This window comes from Kitasatospora sp. NPDC085879, from assembly GCF_040686255.1.
Lineage (GTDB): Bacteria > Actinomycetota > Actinomycetes > Streptomycetales > Streptomycetaceae > Kitasatospora.
The window spans coordinates 1-20898 of the sequence record NZ_JBFBJZ010000035.1; the positions used below are offsets into that span (position 1 = coordinate 1).

Sequence of the window (20898 nt, forward strand, 5' to 3'; positions counted from 1 at the left end):
AACGGGTGCCAGGCCGGCGATGCCGGCCAGGCGGCCGGATGTGCCGATGGCGTCCAGGTTGCCGCCGGTGCAGGCGATGAACTCGGCGCCGAGCACGGTGCCGATGCCGGGCATGCTGGTGATCGCCTCGGCGTGCTCGTGCTCGCGGAACCGGGCCTCGATCGCCGTGTCAATGGCAGCGATCTCCTCGTCCAGGGCCATCAGGGCCCCGGCCAAGGTGTGCACCATGGCCGCGGCGGTCTTCTCTCCTGGGATCACCGTGTGCTGGGCATGTGCCGCCTCCAGCGCGGCGGCAGCCACCGCTTTGGCGTTTCGGACCTTTCGGTTTGCCAGCCAGGCGGCGAGGCGGGCCTCGCCGATTCTGCGGAGGCCGGCGGGTGTCTGGTAGCCAGTCAGCAAGACAAGGGCGGCTTTGGAGGTGCTGTAGTCGAAGGCGCGCTCGAGGGCCGGGAAGTACTCCAGGATCTGGGCGCGCAGACGGTTGATCGCCCGGGTGCGGTCGGCGGCGAGGTCGTAGCGCCGGGCGGTGAGGATCCGCAGGTCGACGGCGATCTCGTCCGGTGTCTGCAGGGGCTGCAGGTCGCGGCGCATGCGGGCCTGGTCGGCGATGACGAAGGCGTCCTTGGCGTCCGTCTTGCCGTCGCCGCGATAGCTGCCGGAGGCGTGGTGGACGGTGCGACCGGGAATGTAGAGCAGCTTCTGCCCGTGCCCGGCAAGCAGGGCGATCAGCAGGGCGGCACCGCCAGCGTTCAGGTCGATGGCCCAGGTCGCAGGCTCGCCCTCACTCAACTGCAATACCTCGCCGACCAGTTCGAGCAAGGGTCCTTCGTCGTTGGCCACCCGCCGTGACAGCCTCCGCCTGCCTTCGGCATCGATCACCGTGCAGTGGTGCTCGGCCTTGCCCGCATCCGTCCCCACCCACAGCTCAGGCATCCGCGCCTCCTCGTCGATCCGTGTCCTGGTCCCTGCAGACGACCACGCCGACGTGTCCCTACGAAGCGATCGAGTTCGCGCATCCCAATGAGTGGCCGTGTCGTCGCGGGGCACCGGGCGGCCAATCAGTGAAAGCCACACCATCGACGTGAGCCTTTTGAGCCACACCTGGAGCCCCTGGGCCTCCCGATCGTACGAATGACCGGAACGAACCCACCAAGAAGGTAGGGAGCCTTTTCAGCGATGCAACTCCAGGGTGAGGACAGCCTTGGCCGCTGACGTCATCCAGTTCGGGCTGCAGCGGGCGCGCCGGAAGATCCTCCAGCGTTTCAGCGAGGCAACGCCACGCTCGACGGGGTACCGCAGGCGGCCGGTTCCGGGTGGTCCGGGGGCGGAGAAGATCGTGGGCCTCACGGCGGCGGGCCTGATCGCCGCGGCGGAGGCGCTGGGCGACGACCGCGAGATGGGCGGCCACGCCCGCGGCGCCGGCCGGACCGGCGCCCCACACGCGATGCTCGTCAACGAGATCGTCGTCAACGCCGTCACCGGCACCACCACCCACGACGCGCCGCCCCGCACCGACCCTCGCCAGGCCCCGCCCCGCCGCACCCTGCCCTGCGGGCCGTTGCCGGGCGGCCTGGACGCCTGGGCCACCGAAGCCCCCCACACCATCACCGGCAAGCACACCATCATCCCCGACGCCGTCCTCCGCGCACCGGAGCTCGGCATCCCCGTCCTGTTCCTGGAACTCGACCGCGGCACCATGACGGACATCGCCGACGTCGCCGCCAAACTCAACAACTACAAACGCTGGTTCGACAAGACCGTCAAGGACACCGACGGCTACGACCGAACCATCTTCGAAGTCACCTACGGCACCACACACGACCGCCGGCCCTACGGCTACTACCCGGCCTACATGGTGCGCCCGCCCGTCGCGTTCGTTCTCGACCCGGGCACCCGCGGCAGCCGGCCCCGCTTCACCCCCGACGCCCTGCGCCGCCGCATGAAGGCCCTGCGGGATGCCACCAGCGACCACTGGGCCGGCATGCGGCACGGAGACGAAGGCGTCACCTACTACACCACCGTCCAGCTGGGGGTGCACATGATCCGGACGGTGCTGCCCGACACCCCCGCCCTGCGCTGCGAGGGCAGGGCCCTGCACGTCGGCCGTACCACCGCCACCGCCGAGGCCCGCGTCGTCGGCGCCCACGACGGCCGGCTGTACGCCCACGGCACGACGACCTGCGCGATCCTGCGCGGCTGAGCCTCGCGGCGGCTCGGCCGCTACGAGGCGGGTACCCAGCCCCGCACGGTCGGCAGGACCTGCTCGGCGATCCGGAACAGCGCGGCCTCGTCCGGAGCGGTGTCGTCCTGGCGCCAGACGGCGAGCTCGACGGTCTCGCCGTCCAGGTCGGGGCCCAGGGAGACGGTGAGGTTCCGGGCGACGCCGCCCGTGCCGGTGCTGGTCTTCCCGCCCTTGAAGACCAGGGCCAGGGTGGCGCTGCGGTAGGTCGCCGCCGGGTGGCCGAGCACGGTCGCCGGCTCGGCCAGCAGGCTGGTCAGGCCGGTGACGTCCCGCACCGACAGGTCGTGGTTGTGGGTGATCCGCACGCAGACCGGCCCGATCTGCACCTGGGCGGAGGCGTCGAACTCCGTCGTCCCGTCCCCGTGGACGATCGGGCCGCCGCCGGACTGTGCGATCGAGACGTGCTCCGTCGGCGCACCGATCAGGGCCGGCAGGTCGGGGCGGTTGAGTGCGGCACACAGCGCCGGGTACTCGGGCGAGTCGGTCGCCTTCGGCGGGTTGCACGCGGCGGGCTTGCCGCCGTCTGCAACCGGGGAGCCGGAGAACAGGCCCGCCCCCCACATGCCCGCGAGAACGGCCGCGGAGAGCACCAGCGCCGCCGCGGCCTGGACGTCCGCGCCCCGCCAACCCCGCCCGAACGGGCTCTCCGGCCCGGCCGGCTCCGGCTGCGCCCCCGTGTCGGAATCCATGCGTGTCCCCCCTGCAGACCGGGCCCGCACCCCGATGATCACCGGGCGGGCGGCGTCACCCTACTCGTTCCGTCCTCGGCGAGACGCCGATTAATCGGCCGGTGCGGGCCGTCCCCGGCGCCGTGCGCCTCGATGTGGCTGGGGCGGCCCTCCCGCAGCACCGTGCGGCCTATCCGCTCGGCCTCCGCGCGATGCATCAACTCCGTTCTGCCGTCCGCGTGGTGCACCACGCAGGAGTGCCACGGGGTGGTCCACGGGTCGGCGGCGTCCAGCAGCCGCAGGCCGAACTTCTCGGCGCCGGCCCGCTGCGGGTGGATGGAGAGCCGGACGGCCCGCGGATGGTGCTCCTCGATCAGGGCGCCCCAGGCGCGGCTGCGCCGGACCACCTCGTAGGCCCGGCGCCGGCAGTCCCGTTGCAGGGCCGACCTGGTGCCGGTGAACCCGACGGTGTCGTCGAGCAGGAAGCGGGTGATGCCCGTGTAGAGGGCGAGGGTGTCCGGGTCGCTGCGGACCTCCGCCCGCAGGGCCGCCAGGTCCGGTGCGTACCGGGCCTCGACCAGGGTGCGTTTGGCCTCGTAGGGCAGGTCGCCGAGGACGTCGCGGAGGTCGAAGAAGGAGAGGCGGGCGAGCCCGTCACGGCGGACGACGGCGGCGAGCCCGTCGGCGTACTCGTCGATGTGCCCGTCCGGTACCCCGACGAGATCGCCGAAGACATGGCCGTCGGAGCAGACCACGATGCGGGCACCCGGCGGATGCACCCGCGCCACCTCCGCGCACAGCCCGTCCAGGAAGGCCAGCGAGAGCCGCTCGCCCTCGTCGGGCAGGTGCCCCAGCACCTTCGCCGGGCTGGGCGACTTGCACGGGAAGCCGGGCAGAGTGAGGACCACCGGCTCGCCGGCGGCCACGAAGGGGGCGATCCGCCGCAGTTGGAGCGGGAAGGCGGCAGCCGGCAGGTCGCGGGAGCCGTCCGCGGACCGCCGGTGGGGGAGCAGCACCTCCAGGACGGCGGTGCTGGTGCGCTCCACGGCGGGCGGGAGCTGGGTGCGGTGCGGCGCGGTGAGGGTGCCGGCGGGCGGCATGCGGGTACTCCTGGGGTCCGGTCGGGTGGGGTGCGGTCCGGTCGCTGCCGGACGGGTCGGTGGCTGACGGGCCGGTGGCGGACGCGTCGGTGGCGGGTCGGGTGCGGGGCGGCGGGTGCGGGCCGGTTCAGAGCCGGCGGTCGTACGCCACCGGGAGGCGGTCGACGCCGCGGGCGAGCACGGCGGGGATCCACTCGACGGCGTCCAGGTCCCCGGCCGGGCGCAGGCCCGGCAGCCGGGCGATCAGGGTGCCGAGCGCGATCTGCAGTTCGGCGCGGGCGAGCGCGGCGCCGGGGCAGAAGTGCGCGCCGTGGCCGAAGGCCAGGTGGGCGTTGGGGGTGCGGTCGAGGTCGAGGGTGTCGGCGTCGGGGGAGTGGGACCCGTCGCGGCCCGCGGCCGCCAGCGAGACGATCACCGAGTCGCCGGCCGGGATCCGGGTGCCGTGCAACTCGCCGTCCTCGGCGAGGAACCGCCAGGTGGTCAGCTCGAACGCGCCGTCGTGGCGCAGCAGTTCCTCCACGGCGCGGGGCAGCAGGTCGGGTTGGGCGCGCAGCCGGTCGAGCTGCCCGGGGTGGCGGAGGAGCGTCATCACCATGGTGGAGATCTGGTTGGTGACGGGCTCCTGGCCGGCGACGAGGAGCTGGAACACCATCGAGTCCAGTTCCGCGCGGGTCAGTTCGCCGTCGTCGTGGGCGGCGACCAGCCGGGCGAGCAGGTTCCCGTCCACGTCGCCGGCCCGGCCCCGCTCGGCGTCCACCACCTCGGCGATGTACCCCTGTAGGGCGCGCAGTCGGGCCTCGTAGGCGGGTCGGCCCGGGTCGGCCGGGCCCACCGGCTGGACGACCTTGCCCCAGTCCCGGTCGAAGCGCGCCGCCAACTCCTCCGGCAGGCCGATCACTTCGGCGAGCACCTGGAACGGGAAGCGGGCCGCGAAACCGGCCACCAGGTCGGCGCCGCCGGTGGCGGGCAGTGCGTCCACCAGCGCGTCGGCGAGGCGCTGGAACCGCGGGCGGAGCTCCGCCACCCGGCGCGGGGCGAAGGCGTCGCCGAGCAGGGCGCGCATCGCGGTGTGCCGGGGCGCGTCCTGGTGCAACAGATGGACTTGCAGCTGGGAGTGCTGCGGCTCGGGCATGATCGAGGCGAGCCGGCGCCACGTGTCGTTCCCGAGGGCGTGGTTCTTGCCGAGCCGCGGGTCGGTCAGGGTGTCCCGGGCGGCCGCGTAGCCGGTGACCAGCCACGCGGCGATCCCGCTGGGGAATCGGACGCGGTGCACCGGTCCCTCTTCCCGAAGCCGCCGGTAGAGCGGGTACGGGTCGCGCTTGAACTCCCGGCCGTACAGCGGAACCGGCTCGGGGAGGGCCGTGGCGCCGGTCACGGGACAGATCGGCTCGGGTGCGGACATGCTGGCGACTCCTTGAGAGGTGACGATGCGTCAGGCAGTTCGGTGGTGGCGCCCAGAGGCGGCGAGCAGGACGGCCGCGGAGCCGACGCAGGAGGCGGCCGCCACCAGCCCGGTGCGGAGACCGCCAGGCCCCGCGGTGGCGGTGGCGGTGGCGAGCGCCGGGCCGACCGCGAAGCCCAGGCTGCGGGCGAGCTGGACGACCGAACCCGCGGCGCCCAGCCGGCCCGGCGGTGCACCCGCCAGCGCCAGGGCCTGCACCGGGCCGCCGTACAGGCCCATGCCGCAGCCGGCCAGAGCCAGCCGCCACGCGGTGTCCTGCGGTGTCCAGGCGGAGCCGAGCAGAAGCAGCAGACCCGCCGCGGTGAGGACGGCGCCCGCGCAGGCGGTCGGCCGCGTGCCGAGCCGCTCGGCCAGCCGCCCGCCGGCCCGGCCGGTGACGGCCATGGCGAACGGGAAGCAGAGCATGGCCAGGCCGGTCGCGGTGGCACTGGCCGACGCACCGCGCTGGAGGTGCAGCGCGGTGAGGTACTGCATGGCGGCCGCCCCTGCCGCGAGCGCGGCGACCGCGCCGTGCACCGGCGTCAGCAGCGCGACGGTGGCCCGTCCGGCGGGCCGGCGCAGCCAGAGCGCCGCAGGGACGGCCGCGGCCGCCGCCAGTGGCAGCAGCGTCCACCCGCCGGGGGTGAGGGTGAGGGCGAGCAGCACCGCCGCGACCGCGCCGCCGATCAGCGCCGCGTCGGCGAGCGCCGCCCGGTCCGGCACGCGGAGCGGACCGTCCCACGGCTCGCCCGGCGGCGACACCCGCCGCACGACCCACAGCGCGGCCAGGCAGACCGGGACGGTGGCCGGCAGGACGGCCCGCCAGCCCGCCGCGTCCAGCAGCGGCCCGCCGAGCGCGGGGCCGGTCACCGCGCCCAGCGGACCGAGCGTCGCCGGGACACTCAACGCCCGTGCCCGCAGCGCCGGTCGGACGGCCCGCGCCGCCAGCACCGGCATCAGCACGAACAGCAGTGCGCCGAACACCCCCTGCACGGCCCGCGCGGCGATCAGCCAGGCCGCGCCGGGCGTCACCGCCGCAGCGGCCCCGCCCAGCGCGAACCCGCCCGCCGCCAGCTGCACCGCGGCCCGCAACCCCGCCCCGTCCAGCCACCGCCCGGCCGGCAGCAGCAGCGCCACCAACGGAACTTGGTAACCGAGGGCGGCCCACTGCGCGGTGCTCTGGGCCACCCCGAGGTCGTCCGCGACCGAGGGCAGCGCCAGGTTGACGGCGTTCATGTCCGACAGCGCGGTGAACGACAGCAGCCCGGCGACGGCGACCAGCCCCCAGCGGTCCTGCTGCGGGGGAGCCGCCGGGTCGGCCGTGCCGGTCATCACAGATCCTTCCGAGGCGGGACGGACACCACCGGTCGGAGACGCCCGCCCCACCAGTCGGCCGCGACCCGCACCGGGTTCCCGAACACGCGGAGGATTTTCGACCGCCCGCGGACCGGGCGGGTTCCCCGGCCGCACGGCACGGCGGACCCCACCGAGTCCGTGGGGCCGTGCGGACCGGACTGCCCGGCCCCGGTGGTGGCCGACCACCGGATCGGCCGTCCGATCAGGCCGGGACCGGTACCGCCTCGTCCCGGGGGTCCGCCGCGGCCTCCGCCTCCCGGAGCAGGGCCACCAGTTGCTCCCGGGCGCGGGCGACACGGGAGCGGACGGTGCCGATCGGGCAGCCCGCCACCTCGGCGGCCTCGCCGTAGCTCATCCCGACCACCTGGGTCAGAACGAAGGCCTCGCGGCGCTGCTCCGGCACCCGGGCCAGCAGGTCGCCGAGGGCTATCCCGTCCTCGAATCCGCCGGTCACCGCCGGTCGGTGGCGTTCCACCGCCTCCTCCCAGTCGGGCACGTCCGCGCACCGGGGACGGACCGCGGCACTGCGGTAGCGGTCGATCACGGTGCGCCGGGCGATCGACAGCAGCCAGGTGCGGGCGGAGGAACGGCCGGCGAAGCCCGGCAGGCTCCGCAGGGCCCGCAGGAAGGTCTCCTGGGCGAGGTCGTCGGCCGCGTCGGTGCCCGCGAGGTGGGCGACGAAACGCCACACGTCGCGCTGGGTGGCCCGGACGAACGCCTCGACGTCCTCGCTGCGGCCGTGCCGTGCGGCGAGGGCGAGTTCCGTGAGCAGAGCGTCATCCACGGCGCACCCCCCGTCGAGCCCGGTCTCCCGGGGCGGACGGCGCTACCGCCGGTGCCGTGCGGTGGTGGACGATGGGCGGATGACCTGTGCCGACTACCGCGACGCGATCTCCGCGCAGCTCGACGGCGAGACACCCGCCGACCCCGACCCCGACGCCGACGCTGACATCGCACCGCACTGCGCCGACTGCGCCGAGTGGCTGGCCGCCGCCCGGCGGCTGCAGGCCCTGACGCGGGCCGCGCCGGGCCCCTCGCCGGACTGGACGGAACGGCTGCTCGGAAGCCTCGGCCTCCGAGGCGGCGGAGCCCCCCGGTCGGGGGACGGTACGGACACGGACAAGTGAACTCATGAAGGGTCCTGACGGCATGGAGCGTGCGTGGCGCGCCCCGGGTCGCGGCGGACGGATCGTGCCCGGACCTCGTGCGACGGTCCGGCCCGATCCGTAGGACACGCCCGTGGGCGCGCCGACCTGGTACCGGCCGGCGCCGCCGCCCGCCCGTCCCCGGGCACAACCCGCCACCCACCCGGCTGCCGCGAACTCTGGCGACTGCAGGGGTGGTTCCACGGGTGCGTCGGGTCCTGGGACGGGCCCGGCGGTGCGCCGGCCCGGCCGCCGCCCGCACCGGCGGACCGGAGCGGGCAGCGGCGACCTGCCCGCCGCCGCGCCGGGCGACACCCGGCGGGCGGCGGGCTGTTCAGACGGTCGGTACCGCCGCCGGTGGACCCCGCCGACCCACCGCGTGGGCGAGCGCGGGCTGCCGCGGCCGGCGCACCCGGCGCACCGCGGGACGGAGGGTCCGCGGCGGTTCGGGCCGGTACGGCGCCGGCAGCAGCACCAGCGGCGCGAAGACCTCGGCCAATGTCCGCAGCGCCGCCGCCAGCGCGGTCAGCGCGGCCTCGCCGCGCCACAGCAGAAGCGAGCAGGCGAGCGCCGCCGCCAGGTGCGCGGCTGCCATCCCCGGCGACATGCCGTGCAGCAGCGCGTGGCCGCCCGTGTGCGCGGCCGCCCCGTGGACGGCGTGCCCGTGGCCGGCGGCCGCGCCGAGCACGGCAGGGTCGAGCCCGGCCGCCCGTGCGAGCTCCACCGGATCGACCCCGCCCGGGGTCTCGCCGTGCACGCACAGCAGCAGCCGCACCAGGTCGGTGGAGGGCGCCGCGGGCGCCGCCGAGGTTCGTTCGAAGAGCAGGTGGAGCGCGGCCTGGGCCGCCGTCATCCAGCCGGCGATCGCCGCGATCCCGCGCTGCCGCCCGGCCAGCACCCAGGTCCCGACCGCCGTCCCGGCCGTCGCGGCGCCGAGCACCGGCGCCGAAACCGCGTCACCGGACACGGCGGCATGCCCCACCGCGGCCAGCGCCACGCACACCGTGGCGAAGACCGAGACCCGCAGGAGCCGGAGCTGACAGACGATCACAACCCGGCCATCCTCGCATCCACCCGCACCCCGCCCCGCACCGCCCCCGGGCGGGAACGTCTTGGTGACGGTGCCGTCCCCGAGTCTGACGGCATGGGTGCTCCACGAGCCGGCGGGCCGATGACGCCGGGTAGTCTGCGGCCGTGATCGTCCACCTGCTCTGGCACGTCGCCCACCACAACGAGGCCGCCGAGGACGGCGGCGCGCTGCACCTCGAGGGCGAGGACGTGTACCTCGACGAGCAGGACGGCGACGACGCCAAGCTCCTCGGCGTCTACTCCACCCGCGCGGCGGCTGAGGACCGGATCCGCCGGGCCCGCCTGCTGCCCGGCTTCGCCGACGAGCCGGACTGCTTCCTGATCGCCGAGCACCCGGTCGACCGCGACGAGTGGACCGAGGGCTTCGTCCGCGTGCCGGTCGCCGGATAATCGGTGGGGCCGGCCCGGGGCGGTCTGCCACGATCGGCGGATGGGCGTGTTGGACGGGGTGGCGGGGCGGGTCGCCGGCGGGGCGACGGTGGAGTTCCGGCCGAGCGGTTCGTCGATGGTGCCGTTGGTCCGCAGCCGGCAGGCGGTGGTCGTGGCGCCGGTGGATCCGGCGAAGCTGGAGGTCGGGGACATCGTGCTGGCCCGGGTCGCCGGGACGGTCTACCTGCATCTGGTGTCGGCGCTGGAGCCGGCCAGGAGGCGGGCGCAGATCAGCAACAACCGCGGCCGGGTGAACGGTTGGACCGGGTACGACCGGGTCTTCGGCATCTGTGTGTCGGTGGACGGCGTGCCGAGGGCGGGCGCCGCGGCGAAGGTGCGGGCGGACCGGCCCCGCTGAATCGGCGACCCCGCGGGACAGGGGACTCCCGGCCGGGGTGGCCGGGGCCCTTGGGCCCTACCGGGGCCGGTGCGGGCGGCGCACGCTCGAAGTACCGACGGCACTCGGCGGCAAGGAGTGATCCACCATGATCCAGCCGGCCCTCACCCGTGACGAGCTGCGCGCTCTGGCCGCCGCCGGCGGCGCCGCACCGTCCCTGCACAACAGCCAGCCCTGGCGGTTCCGGCCGAGCGCCGACCTGCGCCGCCTGGAGGTGTTCGCGGACTACCGCCGGGCCGTCCCGGTGACCGACCCCGACGGGCGGGCGCTGCACATCTCGATCGGTGCCGCGCTGTTCAACCTGCGGGTGGCCGCCCTGCACTTCGGGCGCACCCCCGTGGTCCGGATGCTGCCCGGTCACCTCGGCCGGCAGCCGCTGGCCGAACTCGACCTGACGGAGGCCGGGACGGCCGGGGCCGAGCCGTTCGGCCGCGACCTCTACCCGGCGGTGTTCCGCCGGCACTCGAGCCGCGAGCCCTTCGCCAACCGGGACGTGCCGGAGGCGGTGATCGGTGAACTCCTCGACGCCGCCCGGGCCGAGGGCACCGTGATGACGGCGCTGGAGGAGTCGGAGGTCCGGCGGGTCCTCGATCTGACGGCGGAGGCGGAGGCGCGGATCGCCGCCGACGTGGCCCGCCAGGCGGAGACCCGCTCCTGGCTGCGGCCCGAGGCGCCCGCCGTGGACGGCATCCCGGCCGCCGCCCTCGGCCCGCAGGACCACGACGCCCGGGTGCCGATGCGGAGCTTCACCGGCCGCCCGCCCGCGCCCGCCGTCCTCGCCCCGCCGCCCACCCGCCGGTTCGAGGCTCTGCCGCAGCTGGCCACCCTGACCACCCGCGGCGACCGTGCGGCGGACTGGCTGCGGGCCGGCCAGGCGATGGAGCGGGTCTGGCTGCTCGCCACCGTCCACGGCCTGCGGGCCTCCGTCCTCCACCAGGCCGTCGAGTGGCCCGACACGCGGCTGCTGCTCCGCGACCCCGAGCGGGGCCCGGGCCACGTCCAGCTGGTGCTGCGCTTCGGCTACGGCCCGCCCGGCCCGGCCACCCCGCGCCGCCCCGTGGGCGAGATCCTCGACCTCCCGACCCCGCCGGGAATCGAGCAGGGAATGTGACGGATCCGCAGGCGATCGGTGAATGGATCGACCGTCTCGCCTGACGCTTCGCCATATATGCCGCGGAATTGAATGTCTGACGGGTCGGCGATTATCGGCGAATTGACGCCCGGGGTCCGGAACGGGCCCCGGGAATCGTCCCCGGCGGACGCCCAGTAAGGTCCTCTCGACAACACAACGGTCAGAGGGTCTTGGGCATTCATGAGTGAGCCGGATTTCCGGGTGCGTCCGGACGCGTTGCAGCGTTACGCGGCCTTGGTGGAACAGCAGAGCGCACGGCTGGCGGCCGTACAGGGCGCACTTGCCGGAGTGGAGGTCCCGGCCGGCGCGTTCGGCCACCTGCCCGACTCGGAGGAGCTCCGCGAGGGCTACTTCGAGCACGCGCAGGCCGAGCAGGAGAACCTCGCCGACCTCATGGAGGTCCTCGACCACGTCAGCGGGGGCCTGCAGGAGTCCGCGTTCGCCTACCGCGACAGCGAGGACGAGATAGCCCGCGGCGTCGGGGGCGGGGCCCGATGACCACTGCCGCCGACGTCGCGGGCGCCTACAAGTGGACCCGCGACTGGATGAAGGAGCCGCTGCTCCCGCTCCCCGAGATCCACAACCCCGCGCAGGGCGCCATCGACCGGGGACTGGACGACACCGTCCGCTGGGCCCTGGAGAAGTCCGGGCTGATGGGGTGGCTGGAGCAGGTCACCGGTGACGCGGACGCCCTCACCGCCGCCGCCCGGACGTGGCAGGACCAGGCCCGGGCCACCCGCGAGATCGCCGAGGAGCTCCGCCGCGGCGGCGAGGCGCTCTCCGCCGACTGGCACGGGCAGGCCTCCGCCGCGTTCGGACTCCACATGGGCCAGGTCGTGGAGGCGATCGACGCCACCGCCGAGGACATGGCGCAGACCGCGCAGATCCTCAGCCAGGCCGCCGCCGAATGCCGGCTCGCCGAGGACCTGGTGGTCGAGATCATCCGCGAGACGATCGAATGGCTCGCCGTCACCCTGGCGGCCGGCCTGGTCGCCGACATCCTGACCCTGGGACTCGCGACCGTCGTCGACGCCCTCGTGGTCGAGGCCGAAATGCTGGTCTTCATCGCCCGCGTCGAAAAGGTCTCGGTCAGCCTGGCCCGCAAACTGCGCACCCTGCGCCGCCTCATCAAGGAGATGCGGGAGGCGGAGAAGGCGGGCGCCGCCATCAAGCGCGCCAATTCCGCGCGCAAGATGGTCGGCCGGATGCGCAAGGGAGGCAAGTCGGCGTTCAACCCGGGCAGCTGGGCCAACCCGTACAAGTCGCCGGAGCGCTTCCTGACCTCCACCGCGCTCAAGGGATTCCAGGGCGCGGTCGCGGAGCCGCTCCTGGAGGGCGCCACCGGGCTCACCGGCTCGCCCACCGCGCCGATCGGCGACGCCTTCAACAGCGACATCAACATCGACGCGATCGCCCGGGACGTGGACGGCCGGCCCGCGGCGCCCGCCTACCGGGTGCCGAAGAGCCGGATCGAGGAGGCCTTCGGCTGATGGCGCCGGCGAACCCGAAACTCGAACAGGCCTACCGGGAGCGGTTCCACCGCTGGTCGCAGCTGCCCCTGCCCTGGCTGCAGCCCGGCGAACGGCTGCACGGCGTCGCCGACGTCGGCCTGGACAGGTACGTCCGCCGCCGGCTGCCCAGGCGCCACCGGACGGCGCAGCGCCCGCCGGAGGCCGCGGCCGGGCGCCGGCGCGGCTGCCTGCCGGCCGTCCTGCTGCTGCCACTGCAACTCCTCGACCTGGAGGGCTTCGTCGAGGCGATCGGCGAGTCCACCGTGCGCGGGCTGCGGCGGGCGTTCCACGGACGCCCGTTCGCCGGCGGCTGGGGCAGCCTGGCCGGCCGGTTCGTCGTCGCCGTGCGGACGGGACCGAGCACGCACCGCCGCTTCCGGCACGGCCGCACCCTGCTCGCCGTCACCGACCGGCGGATCCTGCTGGTCGACCACGACCACGGCGAACTCATGGCCGACTTCCCCCGGACCGAACTGTCCCGCACCGGCGCGGTCCGCACCCGCCAGCCGCAGCGCGTCGACCTGGTCTTCGCGGACGGCTCACTCGTCGCCGTCGTCGCCCGCTCCCACGAGTACGCCCGGGGTGTGCGCGCCCTGGTCGAGGGGTAACGGCCCGCGCTGACCCCGCGGGGCCGCGCGGCACCCCGTCCGGGGGCTGCGCGGCCCGCCGCGGCGGAGAACGATGGGAAGCGGCGGAGGGAGACCACCATGGCCCAGCACACCGACCTGCCGGCCGCCGCCCGGCCCACCGCACTGCTCGGACTCGCCGAGGAGGCGCTGCGGTGCGCCACCGCCGCAGCCCTGACCAGCCCCGGCAGCCCGCCGGACAGCGCCGTGACGGCCGCCGAACGCGCCCTGCGGCCCCTGCAGGACGCCCTGGAGGACGACGCCTCCGCGCTGCTCGCCGGCGCCGAACCGCAGCCGCACGGCACCCGCGCCCTGCTGGCCGAGGTGCACCTCGACGCGGACGTCCAGCAGCTCGGCGAACTCGCCCGCCGGATCACCGAGATCGCCGCCGCGCGCAGCACCCGCGGCCCGCTGCCCGCCGACCTGCGGACCCCGCTCGGGGAGATGGCCGTCCTCGGCCTCGCCATGCTCGCCACCGCCGGACGGAGCCTGCGCGACCCCCGCGCCGACGACCTGGCCGAGCTGCACGGCGACCGCACCGAGATGGCCCGCCACCAGGCCCGCCTCTACGCGCGCCTGCTCGACGCCGACCCGCCCGCCGACCGCACCGACACCGTCGACGCGACCCTCCTCGCCGGCCACTACGACCGCTGCGCCCACCATGCCCTCTCCGCCGCCCGCCACGCCGCCCTCTTCGCGGGCCGGTGACGCCCCGCATCCGGCGATGAACCATGCCCGTGACGCGACGTGCGGCGGGCCTCAGGACCGCCGTGGCCCGAGCCGACGTTCGGCGCGGCCCCGCTTGTCGCTGTCGCCGGACCGGCGGGCGTGGGCCAGCAGGCGGGCACGCAGTGGTTCGGACAGGGCGGCGACGTCCTGCTGCTGGTGCGGGCGGGTCCTCCAGCCCACCAGGTGCCGCACGGCCCCGGCGTCGTGCCGGTCGTCGGCGCGTGGGTCGGCCAGGCCGGCGAGGAGGTCGGCGACGGGCACTCGGCCGAGCAACTCGTCGGGCACGCCCTCGTGGACGGGGTAGCCGGAGCATCGGCCGCTGCCGGCGCCGTGCCAGGCCAGCAGGGCCAGCGCCCGTTCGACCCGGTCGGGGACCGCCCGCCGCAGCCGGTCCTCGAGGTCCGCGAGCAACTCGGGGGTGGCCGCGCCGCCGGTTCGCGACAGGTCGAGGATCCGGTCGGCGAGGCCGTGCAGGCCGGCGGGCATCGCGGCCAGCCAGCCGCGCTCCTCCGCGTCGCATTCCTCCGCCTGCCGCCGGTCGGCCTCGAACTGCCGCAGCGGACCCGGCATGCCGTGCCCGTCCAGCCAGTCCAGCAGCAGGCGGCCGTCGGTGAGGACGGCGTCGCCGTCCCACCGCGCCCACCGCAGCATCGCCCCGTGGTGGAGGACGACGACGGCGAGCTGCCGGCCGTCCGGGGCGAGGAACTCGAACCGGACGTCCCCGAGGCACATGCAGTGGAACCCGGGCAGCGCGTCCACGGCCATGGCGGTACGCAGCCGCGTCGACTCCGCCGGGCCGGAGAGATCCACCCGGAGCTCCCCGGCCGCCGTGGCGGCGCCCGCGCCGAAGCCGTCCACCGGGGCCACCCGGACCTCATGTGCCTGGTGCAGCACGCGGTCCAGCGCTGTCGTTCCGTCCATGGACGGCTCCCTCCCGGCCGGCCGCGGGCACCCGCCCGCCGCTCGGTCCGCCCGATCCCACCGCAGCGACCCGCCGTCCCGCAAGCCGATTCCTCCGGCAGCCACGGCTCCGGCAGCCACCACCGGCTCCGGCAGCCGGCGGCTACGGCAGGCCCGCGGCGGCCGTGGCGTCGCGGAGCAGTCCGGCGGTGCGCGGGTCGGTGACGGTGCCGGCGTGGGCGATCAGCAGGCCGGTGAGGTCGGGGTCGGCGGGGTCGACGGTGAGGAGGCCGTCGGGGACGAGGACGGCGAGCAGGGCGGCCACCGCCTGCGCGTAGGCGGTGGAGGCGGTGGCCGGCACCGCGGCGGCCAGGTCGCCGGCGCCGATCACCAGAACGCCGCCGACGATGCGTTCGGCTCCGGCCACGGCCGGTTCGACGCTCCGGCCGTCGGCGTCGCAGACCAGGTCGACGACCACCGAGCCGGGCCGCAGCGAGCGGACGGCCGCCGTGTCGATGGACATCGGCGCGGTCTCGGTGCTGCTGACCACGACCTCGAAGCGGGACAGCACCGCGGCCCGGCGCCGGACGTCCCACGAGCCGAGCGGCAGCACGAACCCGCCGTGGGCGGCGATCGCCGCCTGCGCGGCCTGGCCGGTGTCGTAGGCGTGGACGGTCGCGCCGAGCCGGCGCGCGGTGTCGATCGCCCGGAGCCCGGCCGGGCCGGCGCCGAGCACCAGGACGAGGGCGGGTTCGGTGACGCCGCCCGCGAGCTCCCGGCCCAGACGATCCGCGGCGAGCAGCACGGCCTTGTACCCGGCCAGTGAGGCCTGCCCGGCGCCGGCGTCGAGGCGTCCGGGCGGCAGGCCGGGCCGCCCGGGCGGGTCGGTGCCGATCAGGGTCAGCCCGGCGTCCGCCCAGCGCCGGACGAGGTGCGGTGCGCGCCAGGCCCGCAGCAGGCAGAGCAGCAGCTGCCCCCGGTGCAGCCGGGCGACGGTCTCCGCCGGTGGCCGCCGTACCGCGGCCAGCACGTGGGCGCGGGCGGCGAGTTCCCCGCCGCCGACGAGTGCGGCGCCCGCCGCCGCGTAGGCCGCGTCCGGGAACCCGGCGGCCGTGCCCGCACCGGCCTCGACGAGGACGTCCACCCCCAGCTCGCGCACCGCCGGCACCGCGCGCGGCACGAGCGCCACCCGCCGCTCGCCCGGAAGGCTCTCGCGGCAGATCCCCAACACCACGGCCGACATCGCCACGCTCCGACCTGCCCTGTCCACCCCCAGTATCCCCTGTTTGCGCGGCATCCCCTGCTTATCCCCTGTTTGCGGTGGCCGCCGCCCCGGCCGGAGACTGGAACGTGCTCGGGGTTCCCCGCTGGGAGGCGGTCGTGGCGGCACCGGGTTGGCAGTTCTGGGTGGACCGGGGCGGCACGTTCACCGACGTCGTCGCCCGGCGCCCGGACGGCCGGATCGTCACCTGCAAGGTGCTCTCCGAGGACCGCGGCCGGCGCGACCCGGCGGTCTCCGGCATCCGCGCACTGCTCGGTCTCGGCCCCGACGATCCGCTCGACGGCGTGCCGATCGACGCCGTCCGGATGGGCACCACCGTCGCCACCAACGCCCTGCTGGAACGCACCGGCGAGCGCACCGCCCTGGTGGTCACCCGCGGGTTCGGCGACGCCCTGCGGATCGGCTACCAGAACCGCCCGCACATCTTCGCCCGCGAGATCGTGCTGCCCGAGCAGCTGTACGAGCGGGTGGTCGAGGCGGACGAGCGGATCACCGCCGACGGCACCGTGCTGCGCCGTCCCGACGTGACCGCCCTCGGCGAGGCGCTGCGCGCCGTCCACCGGGACGGCATCCGCTCGGTCGCGGTGGCCTGCCTGCACAGCCACCTGCACCCCGGGCACGAGCGGCTGATCGGCGAGGCGGCCCGCGCCGCCGGCTTCACCCAGGTCTCGCTCTCCAGCGAGGTCAGCCCGCTGATGAAGCTGGTGCCGCGCGGCGACACCACGGTGGTGGACGCCTACCTCTCGCCGGTGCTACGCCGCTACGTCGACCGGGTGGCGGACCGGCTGCGAGGGGTGCGGCTGATGTTCATGCAGTCCAACGGCGGGCTGGCCGAAGCCGGGCACTTCCGCGGCAAGGACGCCGTCCTCTCCGGCCCGGCCGGCGGGATCGTCGGGATGGCCCGGATGTCCGAACTCGTCGGCCACGACCGGGTGATCGGCTTCGACATGGGCGGCACCTCGACCGACGTCTCGCACTACGCGGGCGCCTACGAGCGGGTGTTCACCACCCAGGTGGCCGGGGTGCGGCTGCGCGCCCCGATGCTGGCGATCCACACGGTGGCGGCCGGCGGCGGCTCGGTGCTGCACTTCGACGGCAGCCGCTACCGGGTCGGCCCGGACTCGGCCGGCGCGGTGCCGGGCCCGGCCTGCTACCGCGGCGGCGGCCCGCTCACCGTCACCGACGCCAACCTGATGCTCGGCCGGATCCAGGCCGACCGCTTCCCACGGGTGTTCGGGCCGGACGGCGACCAGCCGCTCGACCTGGCCGCCGTCCGGCGGCGGTTCACCGAGCTCGCCGCGGAGATCCGGGCCCGCACCGGTGACGACCGGGGCCCGGAGGAGGTCGCCGAGGGCTTCCTGCGGATCGCCGTCACCAACATCGCCAACGCGGTGAAGCGGGTCTCCGTCCAGCAGGGCCACGACGTCACCCGGTACGCGCTGACCGTCTTCGGCGGGGCGGGCGGGCAGCACGCCTGCGCGGTCGCCGACGCGCTCGGCATCCGCACGGTGATCGTCCCGCCGATGGCCGGGATGCTCTCCGCCCTCGGCATCGGCCTGGCCGACACCGCCGTGCTGCGCGAGCAGTCGGTGGAGGCCGTGCTGGAGCCCGCCGCCATGCCGCGGATCGAGGAGCTCGCCGAGGAGTTGACCGCGGCCGCCCGCGCCGAACTGCTCGCCGAGGACGTCCCGGAGGACCGCATCCGCACCGTCCGTCGGGCCCATCTGCGCTACGACGGCACGGACACCGCCGTCCCCGTCGACCTTGCCGGCGCGGACGCCATGGCCGCCGCCTTCGAGACCGAACACCGCGCGCTGTACTCCTTCCTGATGGACCGTCCGATCGTCGTGGAGTCGCTGGCCGTGGAGGCCACCGGTCTCACCGACCCGCCCGACCTGGCCTCGCTCGGCGCCGACACCGACCTCGACACCGGTGCCGGTGCCACTTCGGGGCCGGAGCACGTGCGGCTCTGGACCGGCGGCGGCCGGCAGCGGGCCGCGCTGCTCCGCCGCGAGGAACTCCGGCCAGGGCAGCCGGTGTCGGGCCCGGCCGTGATCACCGAATCCGGCTCCACCACCGTCGTCGACCCCGGCTGGCGGGTCACCCGCAGCCCGCTCGGCCACCTGCTGATGGAACGCGCCGCCGCGCCCGAGGCCGCCGACGCCACCGCCGCGGCCGACCCGGTGCTGCTGGAGGTCTTCAACAACCTCTTCATGGCGATCGCCCAACAGATGGGCGCCCGGCTGGAGTCCACCGCGCAGTCGGTCAACATCAAGGAGCGGCTGGACTTCTCCTGCGCGCTCTTCGACCCCGAGGGCAACCTCGTCGCCAACGCCCCGCACATCCCCGTCCACCTCGGCTCGATGGGCACCACCGTCAAGGAGGTGCTGCGCCGCCGCGGCGGCTCCTTCCGCCCCGGCGACGCCTACGCCGTCAACGACCCGTACCACGGCGGCACGCACCTGCCCGACATCACCGTGGTGACCCCGGTCTTCGACCGGGCCGGTGAGCGGATCCTCTTCTTCGTCGCATCCCGCGGTCACCACGCCGAGATCGGCGGCCTGACACCCGGTTCGATGCCGGCCGCCAGCCGCCGGATCGAGGAGGAGGGCGTGCTCCTCGACGACTGGCTGCTGGTCCAGGACGGCCGGCTGCGCGAGGCCGATACCCGGCGGCTGCTCACCGCGGGCCGCTACCCGTCGCGCAATCCGGACGCCAACCTCGCCGACCTGCGGGCGCAGATCGCCGCCAACCGCAAGGGAGTCGAGGAGGTCGGTGCGATGATCGACCACTTCGGCCTCGACGTGGTGCAGGCGTACATGCGGCACGTCCAGGACAACGCGGCCGAGGCCGTCCGCCGGGTCGTCGACCGGCTGGAGGAGGGCGGTTGCCGCTACGAGACGGACTCCGGGGCGGTGATCGAGGTCCGGGTGACGGTGGACCGGCGGGCCCGCACCGCCACCGTGGACTTCACCGGCAGCTCGCCGCAGCTGGCCGGCAACCTCAACGCGCCCTCGGCGGTGGTCACCGCGGCGGTCCTCTACGTCTTCCGCACCCTGGTCGACGACGACATCCCGCTGAACGACGGCTGCCTGCGCCCGCTGCGGATCGTGGTGCCGCCCGGCTCCATGCTGGCGCCGGAGCACCCGGCGGCGGTGGTCGCCGGGAACGTCGAGACCTCGCAGGCCCTGGTCGGCGCGCTGTACGCGGCGCTCGGGGTGCAGGCGGAGGGCTCCGGCACGATGAACAACGTCAGCTTCGGCAACCGCCGCCACCAGTACTACGAGACGCTGGGCTCGGGCTCCGGCGCGGGAGAGGGGTTCGACGGCGCCCCGGTCGTCCAGACGCACATGACCAACTCCCGGCTCACCGACCCGGAGGTGCTGGAGTGGCGGCTGCCGGTGCTGCTGGAGGAGTTCGCCGTCCGGCCGGGCAGCGGCGGCGCCGGGCGGTGGCGCGGCGGGGACGGCGCGGTGCGCAGGCTGCGCTTCCGCGAGCCGATGACCGTCAGCCTGCTGACCGGCCACCGCCGGGTCCCGCCGTACGGCCTGGCGGGCGGCGCACCGGGGGCGCTCGGCGCCAACCGGATCGAGCGGGCCGACGGCACGGTCGAGCGGCTGGCCGGCTGCGACGTGGCGGAGGTCGCGGCCGGCGACGTCCTGGTGGTCGAGACCCCGGGCGGCGGTGGGTACGGCCCGCCGGAGTGACCGCACCCGCCGGGGCGACGGCGGTCAGTGCGGCCCGGCGGGGGCGAGCAGGTGCCGCAGCGACCGGTTGTGCCGGCGTAGCCAGGCACGGTACGCGGGGTTGACGCTGGCCAGGTCCAGGTAGGCGCGCCGCAGGTCGGTCCAGAGCCCGTCCAGGGCCGGGCCGCCGATCGCGCCGGGCCGCCAGGTGAGCAGCAGCCGGACGGCGAGCGGGTCGCCGTGCACGGGCCGCAGCACGGTGCCGGGGCCTGGCGGCGAGGTGGGCTGGCAGGGGCGGACGGCCTCGCCGGAGGCGACGAGTTCGGCTGCGGTGGCGTTGTCCCGGACCTGGACGACCCGCGGGTCGAGACCTGCCTCGGCGAAGACCCGGCGCAGCGCCGCGTACTCGTGGTCGGCGGTCGGATCGACCATCCAGGTGTCGCCGGCGAGGTCGGCGAGTCTGACCTCCGGCTGGCCGGCCGCGGGGTGTCCCTCGGCGAGGGCGACGAACTGCGGTTCGCGGGCCATCAGCACCCGGTGCTCGGTGCCGGGCGGCACGCGCAGCGGGAAGCCCTCGCTCTCGTGCACGAAGGCGATGTCCAGCTGTTCGGCGGCGACCATGTGCAGCAGGGCGATCGCCGAGATGTCGATGTGGATGGTGGTGTCGGTGTCCGGGAGCCGGTCGTGGACGCGGCGCAGCCAGGCGGCGACGGCGCGGCTGCCGACGCTGCCGATGCGCAGCCGACGGCGGCCGGGCCCGGCGGCCTCCTCGCGGGCGGCGGCGACCAGGGCGTCCATCTCGCTGATCACCGGTCTGGCTCGGGAGAGCACCGAGTGGCCGAGCGCGGTCGGTCGGCTGCCGGTCTGCTCGCGGGTGAACAGCCTTCCGCCGATGGTCCGTTCGATGCGGTGCAGCTGGGTGGTGAGCGACGGCTGGGTCATGCCGAGCCGGCGGGCGGCCTTCCGGACGCTGCCGGTGTCCGCGATCGCGCACAGCACCCGCAGGTGTCGGACGTCGAGCTCCACGACGGGAGCATAACCAGAGGACCGACGTCCGCCAAGTGCATGTCAAGAAGTGCTCACGGAACGTCAAAGCCGCCCGGGCTGCGGGGTATTGCTCCGAGCTATCGCCGGTTGGCATCTCCGCGACCCGCCTGCGCTGGCC

The 20898-nt window shown here is 75.4% G+C and carries 20 protein-coding genes and 1 pseudogene; 10 read left to right on the forward strand and 11 right to left on the reverse strand.

The features are described 5' to 3' along the window. Positions 1–933: IS110 family transposase (locus AB0P35_RS24990; RefSeq protein WP_363514649.1), on the reverse strand; the 933-nt coding region annotated here is incomplete at its 3' end. Between the two features lie 237 nt (positions 934–1170). Continuing rightward, positions 1171–1296 (reverse strand): annotated as a pseudogene (locus AB0P35_RS24995) (IS5/IS1182 family transposase); the annotation flags it as partial. On the opposite strand from AB0P35_RS24995, the gene AB0P35_RS25000 reads away from it, so the two are divergent. Beyond that, the gene (locus tag AB0P35_RS25000) at positions 1250–2200 is read left to right on the forward strand and encodes a replication-relaxation family protein (protein WP_363514652.1); all 951 of its coding nucleotides are present in this window, start codon (positions 1250–1252) and stop codon (positions 2198–2200) included. The pseudogene AB0P35_RS24995 and the gene AB0P35_RS25000 overlap by 47 nt on opposite strands. Positions 2201–2220: 20 nt before the next feature. On the opposite strand, the gene AB0P35_RS25005 is transcribed toward AB0P35_RS25000, so the two are convergent. The 5 genes from AB0P35_RS25005 to AB0P35_RS25025 form a co-directional block, all read right to left on the reverse strand. Then, positions 2221–2931: a DUF6215 domain-containing protein gene (locus AB0P35_RS25005; RefSeq protein WP_363514446.1), complete on the reverse strand. Its 711-nt coding sequence runs from the start codon at positions 2929–2931 to the stop codon at positions 2221–2223. Between the two features lie 38 nt (positions 2932–2969). After that, entirely contained in the window at positions 2970–4010 is a 1041-nt protein-coding gene (locus AB0P35_RS25010; RefSeq protein WP_363514449.1) for an isocyanide synthase family protein, read from the reverse strand. 127 nt (positions 4011–4137) lie between these two features. Further along, a complete protein-coding gene (locus AB0P35_RS25015; protein ID WP_363514452.1) occupies positions 4138–5412 on the reverse strand; it encodes a cytochrome P450 in 1275 nt (424 codons plus the stop codon). A gap of 30 nt (positions 5413–5442) precedes the next feature. Further along, entirely contained in the window at positions 5443–6783 is a 1341-nt protein-coding gene (locus AB0P35_RS25020; protein ID WP_363514455.1) for an MFS transporter, read from the reverse strand. A gap of 226 nt (positions 6784–7009) precedes the next feature. Then, positions 7010–7591: a sigma-70 family RNA polymerase sigma factor gene (locus AB0P35_RS25025; protein WP_363514458.1), complete on the reverse strand. Its 582-nt coding sequence runs from the start codon at positions 7589–7591 to the stop codon at positions 7010–7012. Positions 7592–7670: 79 nt separating this feature from the next. Between AB0P35_RS25025 and AB0P35_RS25030 the strand changes: the two genes are divergently transcribed. After that, the gene (locus tag AB0P35_RS25030; RefSeq protein WP_363514461.1) at positions 7671–7934 is read left to right on the forward strand and encodes a hypothetical protein; all 264 of its coding nucleotides are present in this window, start codon (positions 7671–7673) and stop codon (positions 7932–7934) included. A 352-nt stretch (positions 7935–8286) separates the two neighbouring features. On the opposite strand, the gene AB0P35_RS25035 is transcribed toward AB0P35_RS25030, so the two are convergent. Beyond that, positions 8287–9003: a hypothetical protein gene (locus tag AB0P35_RS25035; RefSeq protein WP_363514464.1), complete on the reverse strand. Its 717-nt coding sequence runs from the start codon at positions 9001–9003 to the stop codon at positions 8287–8289. Positions 9004–9146: 143 nt separating this feature from the next. On the opposite strand from AB0P35_RS25035, the gene AB0P35_RS25040 reads away from it, so the two are divergent. The 7 genes from AB0P35_RS25040 (at position 9147) to AB0P35_RS25070 (ending at position 13844) form a co-directional block, all read left to right on the forward strand. Next, positions 9147–9431: a hypothetical protein gene (locus tag AB0P35_RS25040; RefSeq protein ID WP_363514467.1), complete on the forward strand. Its 285-nt coding sequence runs from the start codon at positions 9147–9149 to the stop codon at positions 9429–9431. Between the two features lie 40 nt (positions 9432–9471). Next, positions 9472–9828, forward strand: a complete 357-nt coding sequence (locus tag AB0P35_RS25045; protein ID WP_363514470.1) for a S26 family signal peptidase — start codon at positions 9472–9474, stop codon at positions 9826–9828. 127 nt (positions 9829–9955) lie between these two features. Then, positions 9956–10978, forward strand: a complete 1023-nt coding sequence (locus AB0P35_RS25050) for a nitroreductase family protein (protein ID WP_363514473.1) — start codon at positions 9956–9958, stop codon at positions 10976–10978. A gap of 201 nt (positions 10979–11179) precedes the next feature. Further along, positions 11180–11497, forward strand: a complete 318-nt coding sequence (locus AB0P35_RS25055) for a hypothetical protein (protein WP_363514476.1) — start codon at positions 11180–11182, stop codon at positions 11495–11497. Continuing rightward, positions 11494–12489 (forward strand): WXG100 family type VII secretion target, encoded by a 996-nt coding sequence (locus AB0P35_RS25060; protein ID WP_363514479.1) that lies wholly within the window; start codon positions 11494–11496, stop codon positions 12487–12489. Before AB0P35_RS25055 ends, AB0P35_RS25060 begins: the two co-directional genes overlap by 4 nt. Continuing rightward, positions 12489–13118 (forward strand): hypothetical protein, encoded by a 630-nt coding sequence (locus AB0P35_RS25065; protein ID WP_363514482.1) that lies wholly within the window; start codon positions 12489–12491, stop codon positions 13116–13118. The genes AB0P35_RS25060 and AB0P35_RS25065 overlap by 1 nt, the downstream gene beginning before the upstream one ends. A gap of 99 nt (positions 13119–13217) precedes the next feature. Then, the gene (locus tag AB0P35_RS25070) at positions 13218–13844 is read left to right on the forward strand and encodes a hypothetical protein (protein WP_363514485.1); all 627 of its coding nucleotides are present in this window, start codon (positions 13218–13220) and stop codon (positions 13842–13844) included. Between the two features lie 51 nt (positions 13845–13895). Here the strand turns inward: AB0P35_RS25070 and AB0P35_RS25075 are convergent, their stop codons facing one another. After that, positions 13896–14786, reverse strand: coding sequence for a hypothetical protein (locus AB0P35_RS25075; RefSeq protein WP_363514488.1), 891 nt, complete (start codon positions 14784–14786; stop codon positions 13896–13898). Between the two features lie 142 nt (positions 14787–14928). Beyond that, positions 14929–16008 carry an NAD(P) transhydrogenase subunit alpha gene (locus tag AB0P35_RS25080; protein ID WP_363514491.1) on the reverse strand — a complete coding sequence of 360 codons (1080 nt, stop codon included), beginning with the start codon at positions 16006–16008 and terminating at the stop codon, positions 14929–14931. 137 nt (positions 16009–16145) lie between these two features. Between AB0P35_RS25080 and AB0P35_RS25085 the strand changes: the two genes are divergently transcribed. Next, positions 16146–19754 carry a hydantoinase B/oxoprolinase family protein gene (locus AB0P35_RS25085; RefSeq protein WP_363514655.1) on the forward strand — a complete coding sequence of 1203 codons (3609 nt, stop codon included), beginning with the start codon at positions 16146–16148 and terminating at the stop codon, positions 19752–19754. Between the two features lie 24 nt (positions 19755–19778). Here AB0P35_RS25085 and AB0P35_RS25090 read toward each other — a convergent pair whose 3' ends face one another. After that, entirely contained in the window at positions 19779–20759 is a 981-nt protein-coding gene (locus AB0P35_RS25090; protein ID WP_363514494.1) for a LysR family transcriptional regulator, read from the reverse strand. Positions 20760–20898: the final 139 nt, after the last annotated feature.